The organism is Palleniella intestinalis (assembly GCF_013166595.1).
GTDB lineage: Bacteria > Bacteroidota > Bacteroidia > Bacteroidales > Bacteroidaceae > Prevotella > Prevotella intestinalis.
Genome location: NZ_JABKKG010000003.1, coordinates 268,849 through 286,319 on the forward strand (window position 1 = coordinate 268,849; position 17,471 = coordinate 286,319).

At 47.9% G+C, this 17,471-nt stretch carries 11 protein-coding genes; 3 read left to right on the forward strand and 8 right to left on the reverse strand.

Going from position 1 to position 17,471, the window contains the following annotated elements; genetic code table 11:
* Positions 1-7: 7 nt before the first annotated feature.
* A complete protein-coding gene (locus tag HPS57_RS05800; RefSeq protein ID WP_172181102.1) occupies positions 8-4,927 on the reverse strand; it encodes an alpha-2-macroglobulin family protein in 4,920 nt (1,639 codons plus the stop codon).
* A 43-nt stretch (positions 4,928-4,970) separates the two neighbouring features.
* Positions 4,971-6,746, reverse strand: a complete 1,776-nt coding sequence (locus tag HPS57_RS05805; RefSeq protein WP_172181104.1) for a M6 family metalloprotease domain-containing protein — start codon at positions 6,744-6,746, stop codon at positions 4,971-4,973.
* Between the two features lie 256 nt (positions 6,747-7,002).
* Here HPS57_RS05805 and HPS57_RS05810 point away from each other — a divergent pair, with 256 nt between their 5' ends.
* The 3 genes from HPS57_RS05810 to HPS57_RS05820 all read left to right on the forward strand — a co-directional run bounded on the left by HPS57_RS05810 (position 7,003) and on the right by HPS57_RS05820 (position 12,935).
* Positions 7,003-7,515 carry a dihydrofolate reductase gene (locus HPS57_RS05810; RefSeq protein ID WP_172181106.1) on the forward strand — a complete coding sequence of 171 codons (513 nt, stop codon included), beginning with the start codon at positions 7,003-7,005 and terminating at the stop codon, positions 7,513-7,515.
* 187 nt (positions 7,516-7,702) lie between these two features.
* On the forward strand, positions 7,703-11,626 hold the full coding sequence (locus tag HPS57_RS05815) for a rhamnogalacturonan lyase family protein (protein WP_172181108.1): 3,924 nt from the start codon (positions 7,703-7,705) through the stop codon (positions 11,624-11,626).
* A 13-nt stretch (positions 11,627-11,639) separates the two neighbouring features.
* Positions 11,640-12,935 carry a right-handed parallel beta-helix repeat-containing protein gene (locus HPS57_RS05820; protein ID WP_172181110.1) on the forward strand — a complete coding sequence of 432 codons (1,296 nt, stop codon included), beginning with the start codon at positions 11,640-11,642 and terminating at the stop codon, positions 12,933-12,935.
* Positions 12,936-13,087: 152 nt separating this feature from the next.
* Here the strand turns inward: HPS57_RS05820 and bamJ are convergent, their stop codons facing one another.
* The 6 genes from bamJ to rpsF all read right to left on the reverse strand — a co-directional run bounded on the left by bamJ (position 13,088) and on the right by rpsF (position 17,422).
* Positions 13,088-13,486: a BamJ family beta-barrel-assembly machinery protein gene (bamJ, locus tag HPS57_RS05825; protein ID WP_172181112.1), complete on the reverse strand. Its 399-nt coding sequence runs from the start codon at positions 13,484-13,486 to the stop codon at positions 13,088-13,090.
* 17 nt (positions 13,487-13,503) lie between these two features.
* Positions 13,504-15,189, reverse strand: coding sequence for an alpha-amylase family glycosyl hydrolase (locus tag HPS57_RS05830; protein WP_172181114.1), 1,686 nt, complete (start codon positions 15,187-15,189; stop codon positions 13,504-13,506).
* A gap of 60 nt (positions 15,190-15,249) precedes the next feature.
* Entirely contained in the window at positions 15,250-16,146 is an 897-nt protein-coding gene (gene fabD, locus HPS57_RS05835; RefSeq protein WP_172181116.1) for an ACP S-malonyltransferase, read from the reverse strand.
* Between the two features lie 115 nt (positions 16,147-16,261).
* Positions 16,262-16,789 (reverse strand): 50S ribosomal protein L9, encoded by a 528-nt coding sequence (rplI, locus tag HPS57_RS05840; RefSeq protein ID WP_172181118.1) that lies wholly within the window; start codon positions 16,787-16,789, stop codon positions 16,262-16,264.
* A 22-nt stretch (positions 16,790-16,811) separates the two neighbouring features.
* Positions 16,812-17,078, reverse strand: a complete 267-nt coding sequence (gene rpsR, locus HPS57_RS05845) for a 30S ribosomal protein S18 (protein ID WP_135938891.1) — start codon at positions 17,076-17,078, stop codon at positions 16,812-16,814.
* A gap of 2 nt (positions 17,079-17,080) precedes the next feature.
* Entirely contained in the window at positions 17,081-17,422 is a 342-nt protein-coding gene (gene rpsF / locus HPS57_RS05850) for a 30S ribosomal protein S6 (RefSeq protein ID WP_172181412.1), read from the reverse strand.
* Positions 17,423-17,471 lie beyond the last annotated feature (49 nt).

Consider the following 17,471-nt stretch of genomic DNA (forward strand, 5'->3'; position numbering starts at 1 on the left):
GTTATTCTTATTTTACCGTCCTACCTTTGGTTTCCACAACCGCAGGGGCTTCTACGGCGGAGAACTCCGGTGCATAGGCGCAAGATACGGTGCAAGTGCCCTGACGGTATCTGCCTTCGCGGTCGACAAAGTACTCTGTCTCAATGATGTGTGTGCCTTTCGCCATCCGATCGAAATAGTAGTTTGTCATGTTGTCCTTTGTCTCGCGGTAGTATCCGCTCCATGAGCCGCGCGCTGTGCCACCTGTCTTTGCTGCATTGTAGCCGCTGAGCTGCTGAACCGGTTCAAGGCATGCTGCACGGTTGTCGGTTACCTTCACGAAATCATAGTCACGGTCGGCGTTGATGATTATGCGCACAATGACTTTGTCTCCTAAGGCAGGGTTCTTGTCGCTGACAATCTCACGCTTTACAGAGAAGCCTGTGCCGCGTGTCTTCACAGATGAGAGTGGCGCACGCTGTGTAACGAGCAGTCCGCCCCATGCAGTGCCTTTGGAATCCTTGGATGCAGAGAAGGCAGTCTGTCCCGGTTGGATGTCAACGATGTCACCGTCTTTCACCTCTTTTCCGCCGATTGTCAGCTTATAGGTTATGTCACGGTTCATCTCAATGTCATTGTTGCCGCTCATGAATGCCCATACAGCGTCGGCAGTGTTTGCGGAGTTGTCCCATTGCTGGGTGCGCTTCTCGTGCAAGAGCCACTGCTGCATCTCCTCAACGGTGCGCACATCCTCCGGGCAAACGATGCGGAGAGCCTCTATGGCAGCCACTTCGGTAGGAATCTTGTAGTTGCGCCAAGAGTAGTAAGCCTTGCGAGTGTCGTAGTAGCGACCTGCCTCCGGCGTGTAGATAGAATACTGTCGCATGCTCTCAATGAACTCCTTTGCCTTGCTCTTCTTGCCGTAGCGTGAGAGAATCACTGCACTTTGGGCTTTGCCATAGATAGTGAACTCGGCAGGAACTTTCTCCAACAGATTGACAAGATACTTGATGTCAGATTCTGCAGTGCTGCCGAAAGTCTTGCCATTGCCTTTCTGCAAGGCGCAGATGTACAGGATTTCAGTGGCGAGTTCGGACGGATGCACACCCTTGGTTGACTTGAGTTTCTTAAGGTCTTTGACCTCTTTTGCAAGTCTTTCAAGGAGGAATGGCATAGCCTTCGTGAGCATCTTGTCAGTCTCCGCTGTTGCAATGTACTTTGATTGCAGGCGGGCAAAATATTTTGCGACACTTGCCGTGATGTAGGACGAACCACACATGCCTTTCCACCATGACCATGAGCCGTCGGAAAGCTGCATTTCGGCAAGCTCTTTTGTCACAGAAGTGAGGAGAGAGTCAGGCGTTTGTGCAGGATACATCGCACCTACATACACTGCGGTGGCGAGGGACAATGCGTCCTTGTGCTCCGGATTGGTGATGTGAGGGATAGCATCAAGCACGACACGCTCGGCATTTGATGTGTAACGCACTGTCATTTTGCGGTCTGTGCTGCCATTGATCAGCAGATCGTTGATGTCTGTTGTAAACACACTGTCGCCACGTTGCATGAACGCAATGGTGGAGATTGTCTCCTCAACGGCAGGGAGCACAGGGATGAATTGCTGCTCACCGTCGCTTGCACCATTGGTATCGGCAGCCACAATGCGGTAGACAAGCACACTGTCATTGCGTGTTACGGCAGGAGCTGCAAGCATGACAGCCTCCGAACCTTTCGCCTTGACAGTGACAATGGTCTTCTTCTCCCAAAGGACTGTCTCTGTATCGGCAGCAAGGAGCTGCATTGTGACATTTGCATTGATGCCCTTGTCGGTGGTGTTGCTTACGGTTGCCGCGAACACAGGTCGGTCAGCGGTCTTCTTGTCGCCTTCGCGGAGGAAGCGAGGGATGTTAGGCTTGACGATGATTGACTTCTGTGCGACGCATGTGGTGTCAATGAATGCATAGCGCATCCTGTCATCATGGACAAAGCCCATGAATCTCCAAGTGGTCATTGTCTCAGGCATGCGGAACGACATTGTGATGTTTCCGTCCTTGTCAGCCACGAGTGACGGTGTGAAATATGCCGTCTCGCCGAGGTCAGTGCGCACGAGTGTGGAGAGATTTTCAGTGTCTTTGACCTCTGCCAAGTCCTCTGTGCTAGCAATTCCGCCGTCTTCGGCACTGCTTTCCGTGACCAGAAACGCTCCTACAGCCTTTTCCTCGACAGTGTCATATTGTATGTTTGCTGCTTGTTTTGCAGCAGCAAACATCACAGGGCGTGCACCGCGGATGCGTATTCCGCCTGCAGCGTTTGGCATCAATGCCATTTCTTCCTCGGCATAGTAGAGCAATTCCGGTTTGAAGGAACCGTAATCGATATACTTTTCTGTCAGACTTTTGTATGTTGCAGACGTGTTGCACCACATGGATGTTGTGTTGTGTGCAGTCCAGTGGTTATAGAGGCTGAAAGAGTTTCTTATGACACCAATGCCCCAAGAGTGCTTTGCCACAAGGTCAAGGCTCTTGTCGAAGATTGTTGCAATCAGCGAAGCAGAGCCTGCAGGAGTGTTTTTGCCCTTTCCGCCTGTTATGCGCAAGCTCCATGTCTCCATTGCTCCCGGCTGTGTCCTGTCGCGGAATGTAGTCCAAGTCGGCGTGAGTTTGAGGTCAGGCTGCGGGCGTTTGATGCTTTGGCTGTAAGTATAAGTCTCGCCGTCCCTTACTGCCACGCATTTTATTGTGAGGTTTTCGCCGTATTCCTTTTTGTAAGTGAATGGCTTGGAGTAAGTGCCTTTCACAGTGAAGCGGTCGTGTCGGAGGCATTTCTTGTCAGCAAACAGTGAGTAATAGACATATAATGGCTTTGTGGAAGCACTGTCGCTGACAGTCAGAATGACATTTCCGTTATGTGGAAATTCTTCACTGTTCACGCTGAATTTGACGAGTTCTTCTTTCTCCCTGCTATTGTTTGGAGCATAGAGAGGCATAATCTTGCCGTTTTTGGCAACACTTGCGCGCACACTTGTCCTTGCTTCGCGTGATTCTCCGTCCTTGGAAGTGACCTTTGCGGTAATGTCATAGACGTAAGTTCCCCAACCTTCCTCCGGGAGAGAAATGCGCAATGGGATGACAACCTTGCCGTCACTGTCGGTAACAGTCTTTACATTGTTTGCCACAATGCGCTGCCTGCCCCAGCGATAGAAGTCTGTACGGCGCTGTATGGTGTACTCCACATCAGCGTTGGCTACCGGCATTTGCGTGAAAGTCTTAGCCTCAAAAGCCACACTGATGCTGTCGCCGTGGCGGTAAATGCTGTCAGGGTTGGCATAAAGTGACTTGTCGTCAATGGCATTTACCTCAAATGTCGGGCGCTTGTACTCTTCGACAAAGACTGTGGCAGAGGAGTGGACACTGTTGCGCGTTTTTGCAGAGATGGTGAAATGACCGTTTTTCTCAACAGATTTTGGCAAGGTGAACTCGAAACCGGCATTGCCATGCGCATCGGTTATTACGGAATCGGTGTGTATTTCCTTGTAGTCAGTATCGTTGATGATGATGTTAACCTGCTTTCCTGCAATGACATGGATAGAGTCAGTGTCATAAGCGTTATGTGCCACAATGCTGCCTTTTATTGTCTGTCCCGGTCGGTAGACAGCCTTGTCGGTGAAGATTGTGAGGATGTCCTTATCCTCTTTGTGGGCATAGTGGCTGAAATAGTTTGAGCAACTCTTTTTCCGGAACGCTTTGTCGGTGGTGGTGAAGGCATAAATTTGGTTCGGTTGGAACGCAGCTTTGCACACAATTTCCCCTTTTGCGTCAGTCACCAAAGAGAGTGTTTTCTCAGTTTTGCTTCTCCGTTCCTTGGTAAGGACAATGGTGCATGACGGGATAGCCTTGCCCGTTGTTGTCGAAACAGCGACAAGACGCAGCCTTTCTTGGTCGATAGGAAGGGAAAGCACGGTTATGTCTGAGTTGTAGAGCACTTCATAAGCGGTAATCTTGCCCGAAGAGACCTTGACAAGATACATTCCTACAGGCAATTGCGGACGGCTGACAGTGTCGTTGACAACCTCCCACGGTTTGTTGGAGGAATAGTCGCGTGACAGTGTGCAAGCGGACGAACCATTGACAAGTCTGAGGATTTTCGGCAGATCCTCCTTGCGATTGGTGCTTAAAGAAAGTTTCCCGTCACAATTCATCGGCAGGAACTCAATGGTGAGTTTGCCAATGTTGCGTATGTTTTGGAGTGTGAGTTGCTTGTCAAGTTTCAGCCCGAACTTTGGGAGTGTCAGCTCCGTAAGCCGGTTTTTGAAGAAATTGGCGTATCTGTTGCCGGCATATTCCGCAATCTTTTCCTGAAGAAATTCATAGCGTGACTTGTTGGAAATGTCCTCATCGCGCAGCATTGTTGTATAGTAAGCCTGTTCGAGGAGTGCCACTTCCTCGACATTCTTGTACTTTGCGATGCCGTCTTTCAGCAGTTTGCGCCTTGTCGACAGTGAGAAATCGTCCTCGAAAGTGTTGATGTTCTGCACCTGGAAGTACAGTTCCACGCATGCCGCCTTAGTGTTTCCGATGCTGTCATAGTAGTTTCTCAGAAACTCATAACGCCTTGCCTGATGCCCGATGATGCTCAGGAGGTCATAGTTCCACAGGCTGTCGTCCTCGCCTTTGTTGATGATTCGTTTCCATGGTGTGGACTTCTCCTTAGCCAGCAGGTCAGGATTGCTGAGAGCCTTGTCATAATCTTTCCGGATAGTATGGTAGACAGCGGCAAGGACAGGGTCTTTCTCTGCCAACTTTTCTATTTTCTTCAGCTGTTCCTGTGCATCCCGGTACATGTCCTTTTCGACAGCCTCACAGTATTTTTTCCATAGAGTGTCATAGTCTGCGGCACATACCGTTAGAGATATGGCGACAGAAAAGAGTATGCTAAGAAACTTTCTCATTGTGTGATGAATTGTGTAATGATGTGTTGTTATGCAGCACTGTTTATTTTATTTTCTGTCCGGCAATATTATAATCGCCTATTGTCAGCCGTCCGTTTCTGATAATCTTCTTAGGGCATGTGCCGGCATTTGTATAGCTATTGATGTTGTTGATACCGGTTTGGTCTCCGCCCATGAAGCGGAAACTGATGCTGCCGTCAGGATTATTGGTGATGTCTGTGATAGGGAACTTCGCCGCCATATCATCTCCGGCATAGTTCTTGTACGCCTCCACCGTTGTGACGCTTTTGCTTCCCGGATACGGGTCGCCTTTCAGTTCGTTCTCGAACATCTCCTTTGTGCCAGTCTGTGCTTTGCCTTCATACCAAATCTTCTCATTGACAGAGTACATCCCAAACAGGAATCCGTCAGCAGGAATGAGGGTGAGGTTAGGGCGTTTGTATGTGTTGTTTGGCGACATGCCCTGCTTGCTGATGTCATTGACATGCGTGATAATCAGACCTGTGCCGCTTCTTCGTCCCTGATACTCGTTCCATGTGTTTTTCCCGAAATTCTCCACGACATAGTATTCGTTGGCATTCTCCGGGTTTGTTATGCGGTAAGCCTTCCCATTGTCATTATCATTGTCAAGCGGATGTATTGTTATGTCTGCCGGTTTGTCAAGTTCTTCAAGGCTCATCCAACCCATGATGTCCCTTTCCCATGCTGCATACTGCACAGGCCAGAAGCCGTTGAATATGTTTTCTCCACCGTCCATCAAGTCCCAATACTCCGGACCGCAGTTGTTGTAGTCTGCATATCCGTGTTCGTCCTTTGGCGTTAGGGATAGTGTGTAGTAAAGGTCCGGCAGTCCAAGTCCATGGCTCATCTCATGGCAGAGCACGCCGATGCCGGCTCGCAGGGCTGTCCCTTGGTTGTTTTGTGCAGTTATGGCAAGTTCGTTGGACAGTCCGACGACGGGGATTCTTTTTCCATCATGCTGGTAGTTGCTTTTGTAATAGCATTGAGGCCAGACATCGCTATTGTCTCCGCTGAGGTTCGCTCCTGCTCCTGCATACAGGATGTAGACCATATCCACTCTGCCGTCGTTGTTGGAATCATATTGCGTGAAGTCTATATCGTTGTCTGCAAGTTTGAGTACCTCTGTGATGAGTGTGCTTGTTCTTCCTGTGTTGTTGCCATAGTAGTCATGATGCTTGGAGACAGTGTAGATGCCATACAGATCGAATTCCGGAGTGAAATCCCCAAAACTTGCGTCTGAGAAATATTGTGCCACAGAACTGTGACCTTTGAATCTGTTCTCCTGCGTCGGTGAAAAGCGTTCCGTGCCGTTGAAATAATCTTCCCATACGCTTCTCTCGCTGAATGTGAACTTCACGTCTGTGTACTCAACCATTATGACAGGGATGCGTATCTTGCCACTGTGTGGGCAGAAATCGCTGCTTGGGTAGCCTGCGATGGCTTTGCGTCTTGCCTGTGAAGCTTCTGCTCCTTTTGCGAAAAAGAGGCTCTTGTCCTGTGCTTTTGCCAACTGCAGCTCCTGTCCTTTCCTGCTGTCGAGGTTGTGTGCAAGCACTCCCGTGCTTTTCAATGAGCCGTCAGCGCAGATTTCTGCAACATAGAACGCCTTGTCTTGCTGCATGATGACAACTCCGTCCATTGTCTGATGCCATGAGAAATGCTCGTCACCGAGAAGGCGTACCATGAGAGTAGTGCCGTCAGGCTGCTTGACAGCTTTTGGTGTTCCTGATGATTTTGCTGCATGGATACAGGTGGCAGCGGCAAGTATAAATAAGGATAAAAGAATGATTCGTCGCATAATGGTTGTTTTTTAGTATGTGAATAAATAGTTATATTGTTGTGTATTAATTCACAAAGGTACGAATAATCCATGAAATAATCCATAATATTTAAACTTTTTTATTCGTTAGTTAGCGAAATTATGTTTACCTTTGCATAAGATAATGAAAACAGGACGCAGTCGGACATGTCCAAAACTGCCGATACGCAGCTTGTCTTTACATAATGATAAGCTGTGATTGCATTTGGAAAAACTAACTATTTGAACTGTAAATATGAGAATAAACATTATTGCCGCTGTGGCAGAAAACCGTGCGATAGGTTATGGTAACAAACTGATTTACTGGTTGCCTGACGACCAGAAAAGGTTTAAGCAACTGACCACCGGACATACAATAATCATGGGCCGAAAGACTTTCGAGTCGTTGCCGAAAGGGGCATTGCCTAACCGCCGTAATGTAGTGCTTTCGAAAAGTGCTTTCGAGAATCCGTCAGGTAATCCTGATATGGCCTCCATGTTTCCGGGATGTGACGTCTATCCTTCACTTGATGCCGCATTGAAGAACTGTGGTGTGAATGAGGATGTGTACATCATCGGCGGCTCATCAGTCTATGAGCAGGCGTTGTCCTTTGCCGACCGCCTGTGCCTGACAGAAGTCTTTGACACTCCGGAGAATGCGGATGCCTTCTTCCCTGATTATGCCGGCTGGAAGGAAGTGTGGAGCGAGAACCACGAAATTGACGAGAAACATAAGCAGCGTTTCCGCTTTGTAGATTATGAGCGGTAAATGCCTATACAACAAAGTGTCACCTATCATGTAACGAAAAGTGACACTTTGTCATGTAAAAGGTGGTCTTTTGATACATGAAAGATTACCTTCTGTTTCTTTATTGAAGTCAAGTGATATATGACTTGATAATCACTGCAGGCAATGCCCTATGCAGGTGACAGAATAGCTAAACCTAATTAACTATATGAAAGGACTGACAAAATTATTTTCATCGGTAGCCATAGCTTTGCTCATGCTGCCGACATCCGTATTGGCACAGCGCATCCAGCAGCCCTTGGGGCGCGGTGTTGTTGCTGTTTATGGCAGAAGTAATGGCTCTGCCGGAGTTGAGATTTCCTGGCGTCGACTGGCGCAGGAACCGGAGAATGCGAGGTATAATGTTTATGTGTCGCAGAGCGAGATGGGAGCATATACGCTGCTGAATGCCGAACCGCTGACGAACACCAACTATGCCACCACATTGGGTAAAGTGCCTTATGGTAGTTATGTGGCGGTGAGTCTTGTTGCTGATGGAAAGGAAAGTGCGAAGTCAAAGCCTTTCCTGTTCAAGAACAATGGTCTCCGCAATATTTATATGGAGATTAGTTATGACAAATCGCCGTTGGACAAGACGAAATACACGACGAAATTTGTGTGGCCATGCGACTTGAACGGTGACGGAGAGTATGACTATGTCGTTGATCGTTGCCCTGTCGATGGCTCGCGGAATTATTATGTGGAGGGCTATCTCGCCGATGGAACTTTCCTTTGGAATGTTGACCTCGGTGTGAACGAGAAGCCGTGTGACGGTCAGAATGACAACATGTGTGCCTATGACATTGACTGCGACGGATATGGCGAATTGATTGTGCAAACTTCCGACGGCACTCGCTTTTGGGATTCACAGACCGGAACTTGGGGGAAATATCTCTTTGGCAAGGACACTGCCGATTCTGACGGTGACGGTATAATTGATTATGATACGCAAAGCACCAAGAATCCTCCGCGATATATGACCGTGGTTGACGGCATGACAGGCGCAGAGAAGGCAAGTGTGGAGTTTATGTATGACGATGCCTATAACCGTACAAACAAAGCATCGCTGATGGGAGAACAGTATAACAAGCATGAGGCGCATGTGGGCATAGCGTATCTTGACGGTGTGCATCCGGCTATAGTCGGTGAATGGATGTCGCGTCGTGCGAGTGACAAGGTTCACATGTACCGCAACTGTGCGTTCCAGTATGTCAATGGTGAATGGAAGCAGCTCTTTATGGAGAATGTCGGTGGTGCTGAGTTCCACATGATTCGCATCTTTGATGCTGACGGCGACGGACGGGATGAAATGTCGAGTGGAGCATACGTCATGGACCATGACGGCACTACATTATATAATACAGGCATTTCCCACGGTGACCGCCACCGCACCAGCGACATTGACCCTGAGCGTCCGGGATTGGAGACTTTCTCTATACAGCAGAATGCTCCTGACATGCTTGGCATGATTCTTTTCGATGCAGGAACAGGTGAACCGATAAAGAAATGGTATTTGCCTGCTGTTGGTGATGTAGGTCGTGGCGAGTGCATTGACCTCGACCCTGACCACATCGGCTGGGAAATGTTCTCAACAATGGATGATTATCAGATGTATGACGCCAAAGGGAACAAGATAGAAGGAAAGAAAGGCTATTTCCCGACTGAAGGAATATGGTGGGACGGAGAGCTTGACCGTGAGAATGTCAACTCTCCTGACGGTGGTGGCTACAACGCAATGATTGTCGATTACAAGAATGGAAGACTCATCGAAATGGCAAAAGAGTCAAACTGGACGATAAAGACAAGCAATGCAAAGCGTGGCAAGTATTGGGGCGACATCATCGGTGACTGGCGCGAGGAACTTGTCCTTATCCGTGAACGCGACGGTGTCTGTGAAGGAATCGTAGGTTTTGCGACAGACTATAAGACTGACATCGACAACATCTATTGCTTGCAGCAAGACCCGCATTATCGTGGCGACTGCACGACACGCGGCTACTATCAGTCTCCTAATCCTGGATTCTATCTCGGCTACGACATGCCTCGTCCACAGCTTCCACCATGTATGACAAGCGATGACGAGACAGATGTGTTCGGTATTGCTGACGGCAATGCTACCGTCACTCCGCGCAATGGTGTGAAGAAGGTTTATGCCATGCCGGTCAAGGGGCAGACATTGACACTTAACAGTGGCTCGTCTGCTCAGGAAGGAAGCGGCACAGAGATTTGGAAAGGACAGCAGGGCATACTTGTAATGGCACAGTCTCATTCCGGAGATGTCTATATCACCGAAGGGACAGTCCGCGGAACATCTTTCCTTGGCAATGTCAACCTTCGCGCTCGCGGCACTTTGGCAGGCGCATCCTTTGTCAATAACGTGATTCTCGAAGGCGCACTCAATTATGAGGGTTGCCGCTTGATGCCTGAGGAGGCAATGATAATAGGCAAGAAAGTTGTCGTGCCTGAAAAGAAGAGACTTTACATAGAATTGATGCCGGGCAAAGACCGCCTGATATTGAAGAACGGAGTTGACCTGAAGGGAAGCATCGCTTTCAATCTTCCTGACGACCTACCGGAAGGAAATTATGCTTTGGTTGAAGGATGCGACAACATTGACTTGAATAAGTTGGAGGTGAATGGACTGAAGGGCAAGTCATACAGCTTCAAGTTAGTTGTTGGTGAAGGAGAGAATGCTCCTGCAGTCCTTGCTCTTACCGTTGAAGGACAGCGTGGAGCTGCCGACGGTGTGCTTTGGACAGGCGCGGAAAGTTCAGTGTGGGACTATCAGGCAAAGAATTTCTCACTCAATGGACAGCCTACGGCATTCGTGGAAGGCGACAAGGTTATCTTTGATGACAGTGCTGTGAAAACAACCATAATTCTTAACGAAATGATGCCTGCTGATGCCGTATTCAAGAACAATAGTAAGAACTATACTCTGAATGGGACAGGAGGCATTTCAGGCAAAACCATATTAGAATCAGGCAAACTTACTGTTAAGGAGTTGAACTATAACTTTGAAATAGGTAAGGCAACTCTCGCTGTGAATAACAGCAACGCCTCATGTGAGAATCCTATCCTTCTTACCGGTGCTGCAACGATTTCCATTGCTTCGGGAACTACCTCACTCAAAGGCAAAATCACAGGCGAAGGTTCATTGCTTAAAACAGGTGCAGGACAGCTTAACATCACTTACGCAGGTGCAAACTCTTGGACAGAGACAATACTGCAAGCCGGAACGCTCGCCATGGGAACATGGAACACAACATTCGGAAAGTCAACATCACCAATTCATGTGACGGGGAATGCAGCCATCACTGTGTTCAACAACAACTCGACAAGTCAGATGCCACAGTTCCAGAATGCAGTGACAATCGACAAGGGAAAGACACTGACTTTCCATGCAGGACAGCGTTGCTCGATAAAAGGGAAGCTCCTTGGCGAGGGGACATACAAGATTGATTTCCCGTATGTGCGCGGTGATGTATACACAAACTGCTCGCAATTTGAAGGCACTTATCAGGTCACAACGACCAACTGCCGCTTTGTTCAGGCGATGGATCTCTCAAAAGCCACACTCAGAATAGACAAAGGAGCAGAAGTGGTGAGTGTGAAAGCCGGTTCCGGTACAGCACAGAGCTATACGCACAAAGTCGGCAATCTGGCCGGTGAAGGTATTCTTGGCAACGGCACTTGGAATGTTAGTGGAATAACCTATTCAAACGGTTCGACAATAATCAACGGCACACTGAAACTTAACAGTCCGCTTATCGACGTGACTGCACTGACCAGAGGCACTGTGCCTGACAATGCCGAGTTCAAGATTTTGACTATCAATGGGACAGCAAGCATTACCGGCACGCCGACATTCCTCCCTGCCACACCGAAAGACGGCTGGGAGTGGGACACATCGACACTCACCACCGACGGTGTGCTGCGCATGAAACTGTCCACAGCAATAGACGCTGTGGAAGCAGGCATGGCAGCAGAACCAAATGTCTATACAGTCACAGGTGTGAAGGTTTCTTCAAATACTTCTGTCCCAAAAGGCAGAATCCTGATAGTGAACGGTAAGAAGATTATTAATAAATAACAACATAATAAAGATGAGTAAGAGAAATATTATTGCCATGATGTTCTTGCTTGTGTCACATGTGGCAAATGCCAAGACATGGTACATGGCAACCAATGGAAGTGACAGTAACAGTGGTGACATCAGTTCACCATTTGCCACGCTGCCATATGCACAGACAAAGATGAGTGCGGGCGATACGCTGATGATACGTGGTGGAAAGTATAGAATCACCGACTATACAAATGTGCAGGAGAAAATCTATGCAGTTGTTTTCGATATAACGAAGAGCGGCAAGTCGAAAGACAACCCCACGTGTTTCTTTGGCTATCCGGGTGAGCGTCCGGAATTTGACCTCTCGGCAATAAAGCCTGAAGGGTGCCGTGTGTCTGGCTTCTATATCAATGCCGATTATGTGCATCTTAGGAACTTCGATGTGACGGGAATACAAGTCACAATCAAGACCCATACACAGAGTGAGAACGTCTCTGTGCGCCGTGGCAACCACGACATAACAATAGAGAATCTTGCTTTGCATGACGGTATGGGCATAGGTGTCTACATCAACAAAGGAAGCAATGTGCTTGTGTTGAACTGTGATGCATACAACAACTACGACTCTGTGTCGGAAGACGGAATGGGCGGAAACAGTGACGGATTCGGTTCGCATTGCGGTGCTAATTATACAGGGATTGTCTTCCGCGGATGCCGTGCATGGTGCAACAGTGACGACGGCTTTGACTTGATAAAGCAGCGCACGCCTGTCGTCATTGACCACTGTTGGGCATTGTTCAGCGGATATAAGGATTTTGACACTCTGACACCGGGTGACGGTAATGGTTTCAAGGCTGGAGGTTATGGTAAGAGACCTCAGGCGGCAGCTTTCAAAGTGCCACGCCATACAATCAAGAATTGCATAGCGTACAGCAACAAGTCTAACGGCATTTATGCCAATCATCATCTTGGTGGCAATGACTGGAAGAACAACACCGCCTATCTGAACAGGTATGACTACAGCATGGTCAACCAAGTGACTTGGGATGTTGGTGAGGATGTTGACGGCTATGACCATCTGTTGGTGAACAATATTGCCGTGAAGGGAAGGCAAGGGCTTTACACTGCAATAGACAAAAGCCGTTGCACTCTTGTGAACAACACTTTCCTGCCTGAGAACATAGCCGTGAACCTTTCTGATTTCGAGAACTCCACAGACTACAAACAGCTGATAGCACCGAGAAATGCTGATGGCAGTCTGCCCGAGATTACTTTCTTGAAACTGAAAAAGTCGAGCAAGATGTATGCCTTGAAAATGGGCTATCAGTTTGATTGAGATGCTGTTTGTATGTCTTATGATAAACAAGTATCCTAAGCATCAGTGTTAGGTAATGCAAAAGCGACAGAGCCGTCAATTATGGAGTAATCCATAGCTGACGGCTCTGTCGCTTTAAGTGTGTTTGTCATGTTGAAACCGCGTTCTGCGTTCTATGCAACGCCTAAGAGCTCTATCTCAAAAATGAGAGTGGAGCCTCCGGGAATGCCCGGCTGGGAGAATTTCCCGTAGCCCATCTCCGCAGGGATATAGACTTCCCATTTGTCACCGATGTGCATTTGCTGCAAGGCGATTATCCAACCTTCGATAAGGTCGCAGAGACGGCACGCGAGAGGTACACCGCCACGGCTGCTGTCGAATTGCTTCCCGTCGATGGTCCTGCCTGTATAATGCACTGTGACAATGCTTCTTACAGAAGGACAGTTGCCGGAAGGTGTGCCATTGGACAGCACCTTGTAGAATATTCCTTTAGGAAGCGGAATGACTCCTTTCTCCTTTGATTTTGCGATAATCCAATCCTTGTTTGCTTGTATGTAAGCCCTGTTTGCCATTTTTGTGTGGGTTTGGCTTAGAAAACAATTTTCAGTATGGCGCCACTATTTGCAGGGACTGTGAATTTCACGCTTTTTTCTTCGGAAAGATTCAGTGAGATGTCTTTCTTGGAAAGGAGCTCTTTCGCCTTGTATTTGCCGCGTTTTGCACGAAGGTAGTCAAGCGCAGCGGCAGGGATGTTGAGTTCGACTGTTTCATTGCTGTCAGAGAAATTCGCTGTGATGAGCAGTATCTCTTTGCCATTGCCACGCATGAAGGCGTATTGCTTGTCCAGATGCGGGTTGACATACATGAGGTCAAAGAACTTTCCGTCAGAAACAGAGGTTTCGGAATTGGCGATGTTGAGCACCTGTGAGTGGATTTTCTCCAGTGCTTTTTCCTCCTTGCTCAGTTCCTTGCGTGCGTAATAGCCTTTGCGCAATGTGTCAACACACCAATAGTCGAATATTGTTGTGCGGCCGTCACATCCGGAGAAGCCTTCTGCGTCCATGCCTTTCTCACCAAATTCCTCACCGGCATAGAGCATGAAAGGATTGTTGCGGAGTAGGGCGGAGACGATAAGTGCCGGGATGCCTTTCTCTGCAGAGCCTGCAAAGAAGTCTGACGCAATGCGCTGCTCGTCATGGTTTTCAAGGAAATAGAGCATCTTGTCCTTGATGTCCTCTGTTGCTTGCCATTGGTGTGTTATTTCCTGTGTGGAACATTGTCCGCAGGTTATGGCGCGGACAGTGTCGTACATACCAACCTTGTCATAGAGATAATCGAAGCCTGCACTGATGTAGTTGCGGTATTGGTTAGGGTCATAGACCTCACCGATGAAGCTTATCCATGGATATTCCTCTCGGACCTCATTGGTGGCATAGTGCCAGAAAGCTGCCGGCACCATCTCTGCCATGTCACATCGGAAGCCGTCGACACCTTTTGAAGCCCAGAACATCAGGATCTGTGTCATCTTGAACCATGTGTCAGGCACGTTTCCTTCTTCGTCAGTGAAATGTTCGGAGCGTCCTCCTGCGTCACAGTAGTCTATGCCATAATTGAGTTTGACAGTCTCGTACCAGTCGTTCTTTCCCGGTTGTGCAGAGAACACATCATTGCCTGTTGCTTTTGCAGGCTGCTCTGTGTATGGCTCTATGGTGTTGCCGTCACTGTCATGGGATGTGTCAAACCCCGGATTGAAGTCTTGTCCCCAGCAATAGTAGAAATTGTTCTTGACGGAGAAATGCCAGTCCTTGTTGTCATCGGCACCAAGGTACTTCACGCCTTCAGGACAGCAGATGGAGTGATATTCGCGGGCAACGTGGTTAGGCACAAAGTCCATGATGACTTTCAGTCCTGCTTTGTGTGCTCTTGCAATGAGTTGTTCATACTCATCCATACGTTTTGTTACGTCCGTTGCCATGTCCGGGTCGACATCGTAGTAGTCAACTATCGCATATGGGGAGCCCGCCTTGCCTTTTATGATTGCCGGATGATTCTTCGGAATACCGTACTGAGTGTAATCGGTGGCAGTGCCGTGGCGTATGACTCCTGTGAACCATACATGCGTGCATCCAAGTTTTCTGATGCGTCGGAGTGCGGTGAGGTCAATATCATTGAATTTGCCAACACCGTTCTCTGCTATAGATGCGTTCACCCGCCTGTTGACATTCTTGTTGCCAAACAAGCGGGTGAACATCTGATATATTATGATTTTTTCCATTTATACAATTGATGGTGAATGCTGATATTAAGTAACTGCTGATTGATTTCCAACAGTTACTTATGCAATACCGGAGATTGTCACTGCATCATTGCCTTTCGCAATTTTTGCAATCATTCCCTGAAGAGCTTTACCAGGGCCGCACTCCACGAAATCCGTTGCGCCATCAGCAATCATCTGCTGTACTTCATAAGTCCATTTTACAGGAGCTGTGAGCTGTGCGATAAGGTTCTCCTTGATTTCAGCAGGGTTAGTGTGTGCCTTTGCGTCAACATTCTGGTAAACAGGAACTTTTGGTGTCCGGAACTCAGTTGCTTCGATAGCTGCCTGAAGCTCATCCTTTGCAGGCTGCATAAGAGGGGAGTGGAACGCTCCGCCTACAGGAAGTGGAAGGGCGCGTTTTGCACCGGCAGCTTTCAGCTGTTCGCAAGCCTCGGCAATAGCCTCTTTGTTTCCTGAGATTACAAGCTGCCCCGGGTTGTTATAGTTGGCAGGGACAACGATGTTACCCTCCTTTGATATTCCTGCACAGATTTCTTCAATCTTGGCATCCTCAAGTCCGATGATTGCTGCCATTGTTGAAGGTGCAGCTTCGCATGCCTTCTGCATAGCCATGGCACGCTTTGACACAAGTTTCAAGCCATCCTCAAAGGACAGTGCGCCTGCTGCTACAAGGGCAGAGAACTCACCGAGAGAGTGACCTGCAACCATTTCTGCGTCAAACTGATCACCGAGGCATATTGCTGAGATTACAGAGTGGAGGAAGACTGCTGGTTGTGTCACCTTTGTCTGCTTAAGTTCCTCTGCTGTTCCTTCAAACATCACCTTTGTGATTTCAAAACCGAGGATTTCGTTAGCCTTATCGAAAAGTTCCTTTGCTTTAGGATTGTTGTCATACAGTTCCTTGCCCATTCCTGAGAACTGGGCGCCTTGACCGGGGAATACAAATGCTTTCATATTTATATCTATATAATATGTTGTGTGATGATTATTGGTATTTACAAAAAAAGTCCCAAACAGACAGGCTGTAAGGAACTTTTTATATTAAGATTTTGCTTTTGGTGCAAAAGGATTACTCTGCAACTTCCTCTGCAGGAGTTTCTGTAGCCTCAGCCTCTGTTTCTGCAACAGGAGCCTCTTCCTTTACAGGAGCTGTCTCGCCTTCAGCGATGACTGTCACAGGAATCTCAACTTTGACTTCCTTGTGGAAAACAAGTGTTGCAGCATACTCGCCAACGAACTTGATGTCCTTCATGATGACACGCTTGCGGTCAATCTCAAGACCCTGCTTAGCAAGCTCGGCAGCAACTGTTGCAGCTGTGACAGAACCGTAGAGAGCACCTGTAGTAGAAACTTTGCCTTCTACTGTTACAGAAGCACCGTTGAACTTAGCTGCCTCTTCCTCTGCCTTTGCGAGAATAGCAGCGAGTTTGTGAGCCTGCTGCTTGAGGTTCTCAGCGAGAACTTTCTTTGCTGAAGGAGAAGCAATGATAGCTTTGCCTTGTGGGATGAGGTAGTTACGGCCGTAACCTGACTTCACTTCCACGATATCGTTCTTGTATCCAAGACCGATAACATCTTCTTTCAGAATGATTTCCATTATTGTAGTCCTCCAGTTTTTATTACTTCATCATATCTGTTACATAAGGAAGGAGTGCAATCTGGCGGCAACGCTTGATAGCTGTAGCCACACGACGCTGATACTTCAGAGATGTACCTGTGATACGGCGTGGGAGAATCTTGCCCTGCTCGTTCAGGAACTTCTTGAGGAACTCAGGATCCTTATAGTCGATATACTTGATACCGCTCTTCTTGAAACGGCAATACTTCTTTTTCTTAACGTCAATTGTTGGGGCGGTAAGATATCTGATTTCTGACTGCTCTGCCATGATTATGCCTCCTTGTTTGAAAGTTTGTTACGACGCTTCTCAGCATACTGTGCTGCATACTTGTCAAGTTTGACAGTCATAAAGCGGATTACTTTTTCATCACGGCGGAAACCTGTCTCAAGAGTAGCGATTACCTCAGGCTCAGCCTTGAACTCAACGAGGTTGTAGAAACCTGTAGACTTCTTGTCGATAGCGTAAGCCATCTTCTTGAGTCCCCAGTTCTCCTCGTTCACGATTTCTGCTCCGTTGTTCTTGAGCAGTGTTGTGAATTTTGCAACTGTCTCCTTTGCCTGTTCGTCAGACAAAACGGGAGTAAGAATGAAGACAGTCTCGTACTGATTCATCATAATAGATTGAATGTTTATTAATTAATTATATGTATAGATGGTGCGC

Coding starts and splice junctions, on each gene's coding strand:
- HPS57_RS05800 (WP_172181102.1), bottom strand. CDS start 4,927: ATGAGAAAGTTTCTTAGCATACTCTTTTCTGTCGCCATATCTCTAACG.
- HPS57_RS05805 (WP_172181104.1), bottom strand. CDS start 6,746: ATGCGACGAATCATTCTTTTATCCTTATTTATACTTGCCGCTGCCACC.
- HPS57_RS05810 (WP_172181106.1), top strand. CDS start 7,003: ATGAGAATAAACATTATTGCCGCTGTGGCAGAAAACCGTGCGATAGGT.
- HPS57_RS05815 (WP_172181108.1), top strand. CDS start 7,703: ATGAAAGGACTGACAAAATTATTTTCATCGGTAGCCATAGCTTTGCTC.
- HPS57_RS05820 (WP_172181110.1), top strand. CDS start 11,640: ATGAGTAAGAGAAATATTATTGCCATGATGTTCTTGCTTGTGTCACAT.
- bamJ (WP_172181112.1), bottom strand. CDS start 13,486: ATGGCAAACAGGGCTTACATACAAGCAAACAAGGATTGGATTATCGCA.
- HPS57_RS05830 (WP_172181114.1), bottom strand. CDS start 15,189: ATGGAAAAAATCATAATATATCAGATGTTCACCCGCTTGTTTGGCAAC.
- fabD (WP_172181116.1), bottom strand. CDS start 16,146: ATGAAAGCATTTGTATTCCCCGGTCAAGGCGCCCAGTTCTCAGGAATG.
- rplI (WP_172181118.1), bottom strand. CDS start 16,789: ATGGAAATCATTCTGAAAGAAGATGTTATCGGTCTTGGATACAAGAAC.
- rpsR (WP_135938891.1), bottom strand. CDS start 17,078: ATGGCAGAGCAGTCAGAAATCAGATATCTTACCGCCCCAACAATTGAC.
- rpsF (WP_172181412.1), bottom strand. CDS start 17,422: ATGAATCAGTACGAGACTGTCTTCATTCTTACTCCCGTTTTGTCTGAC.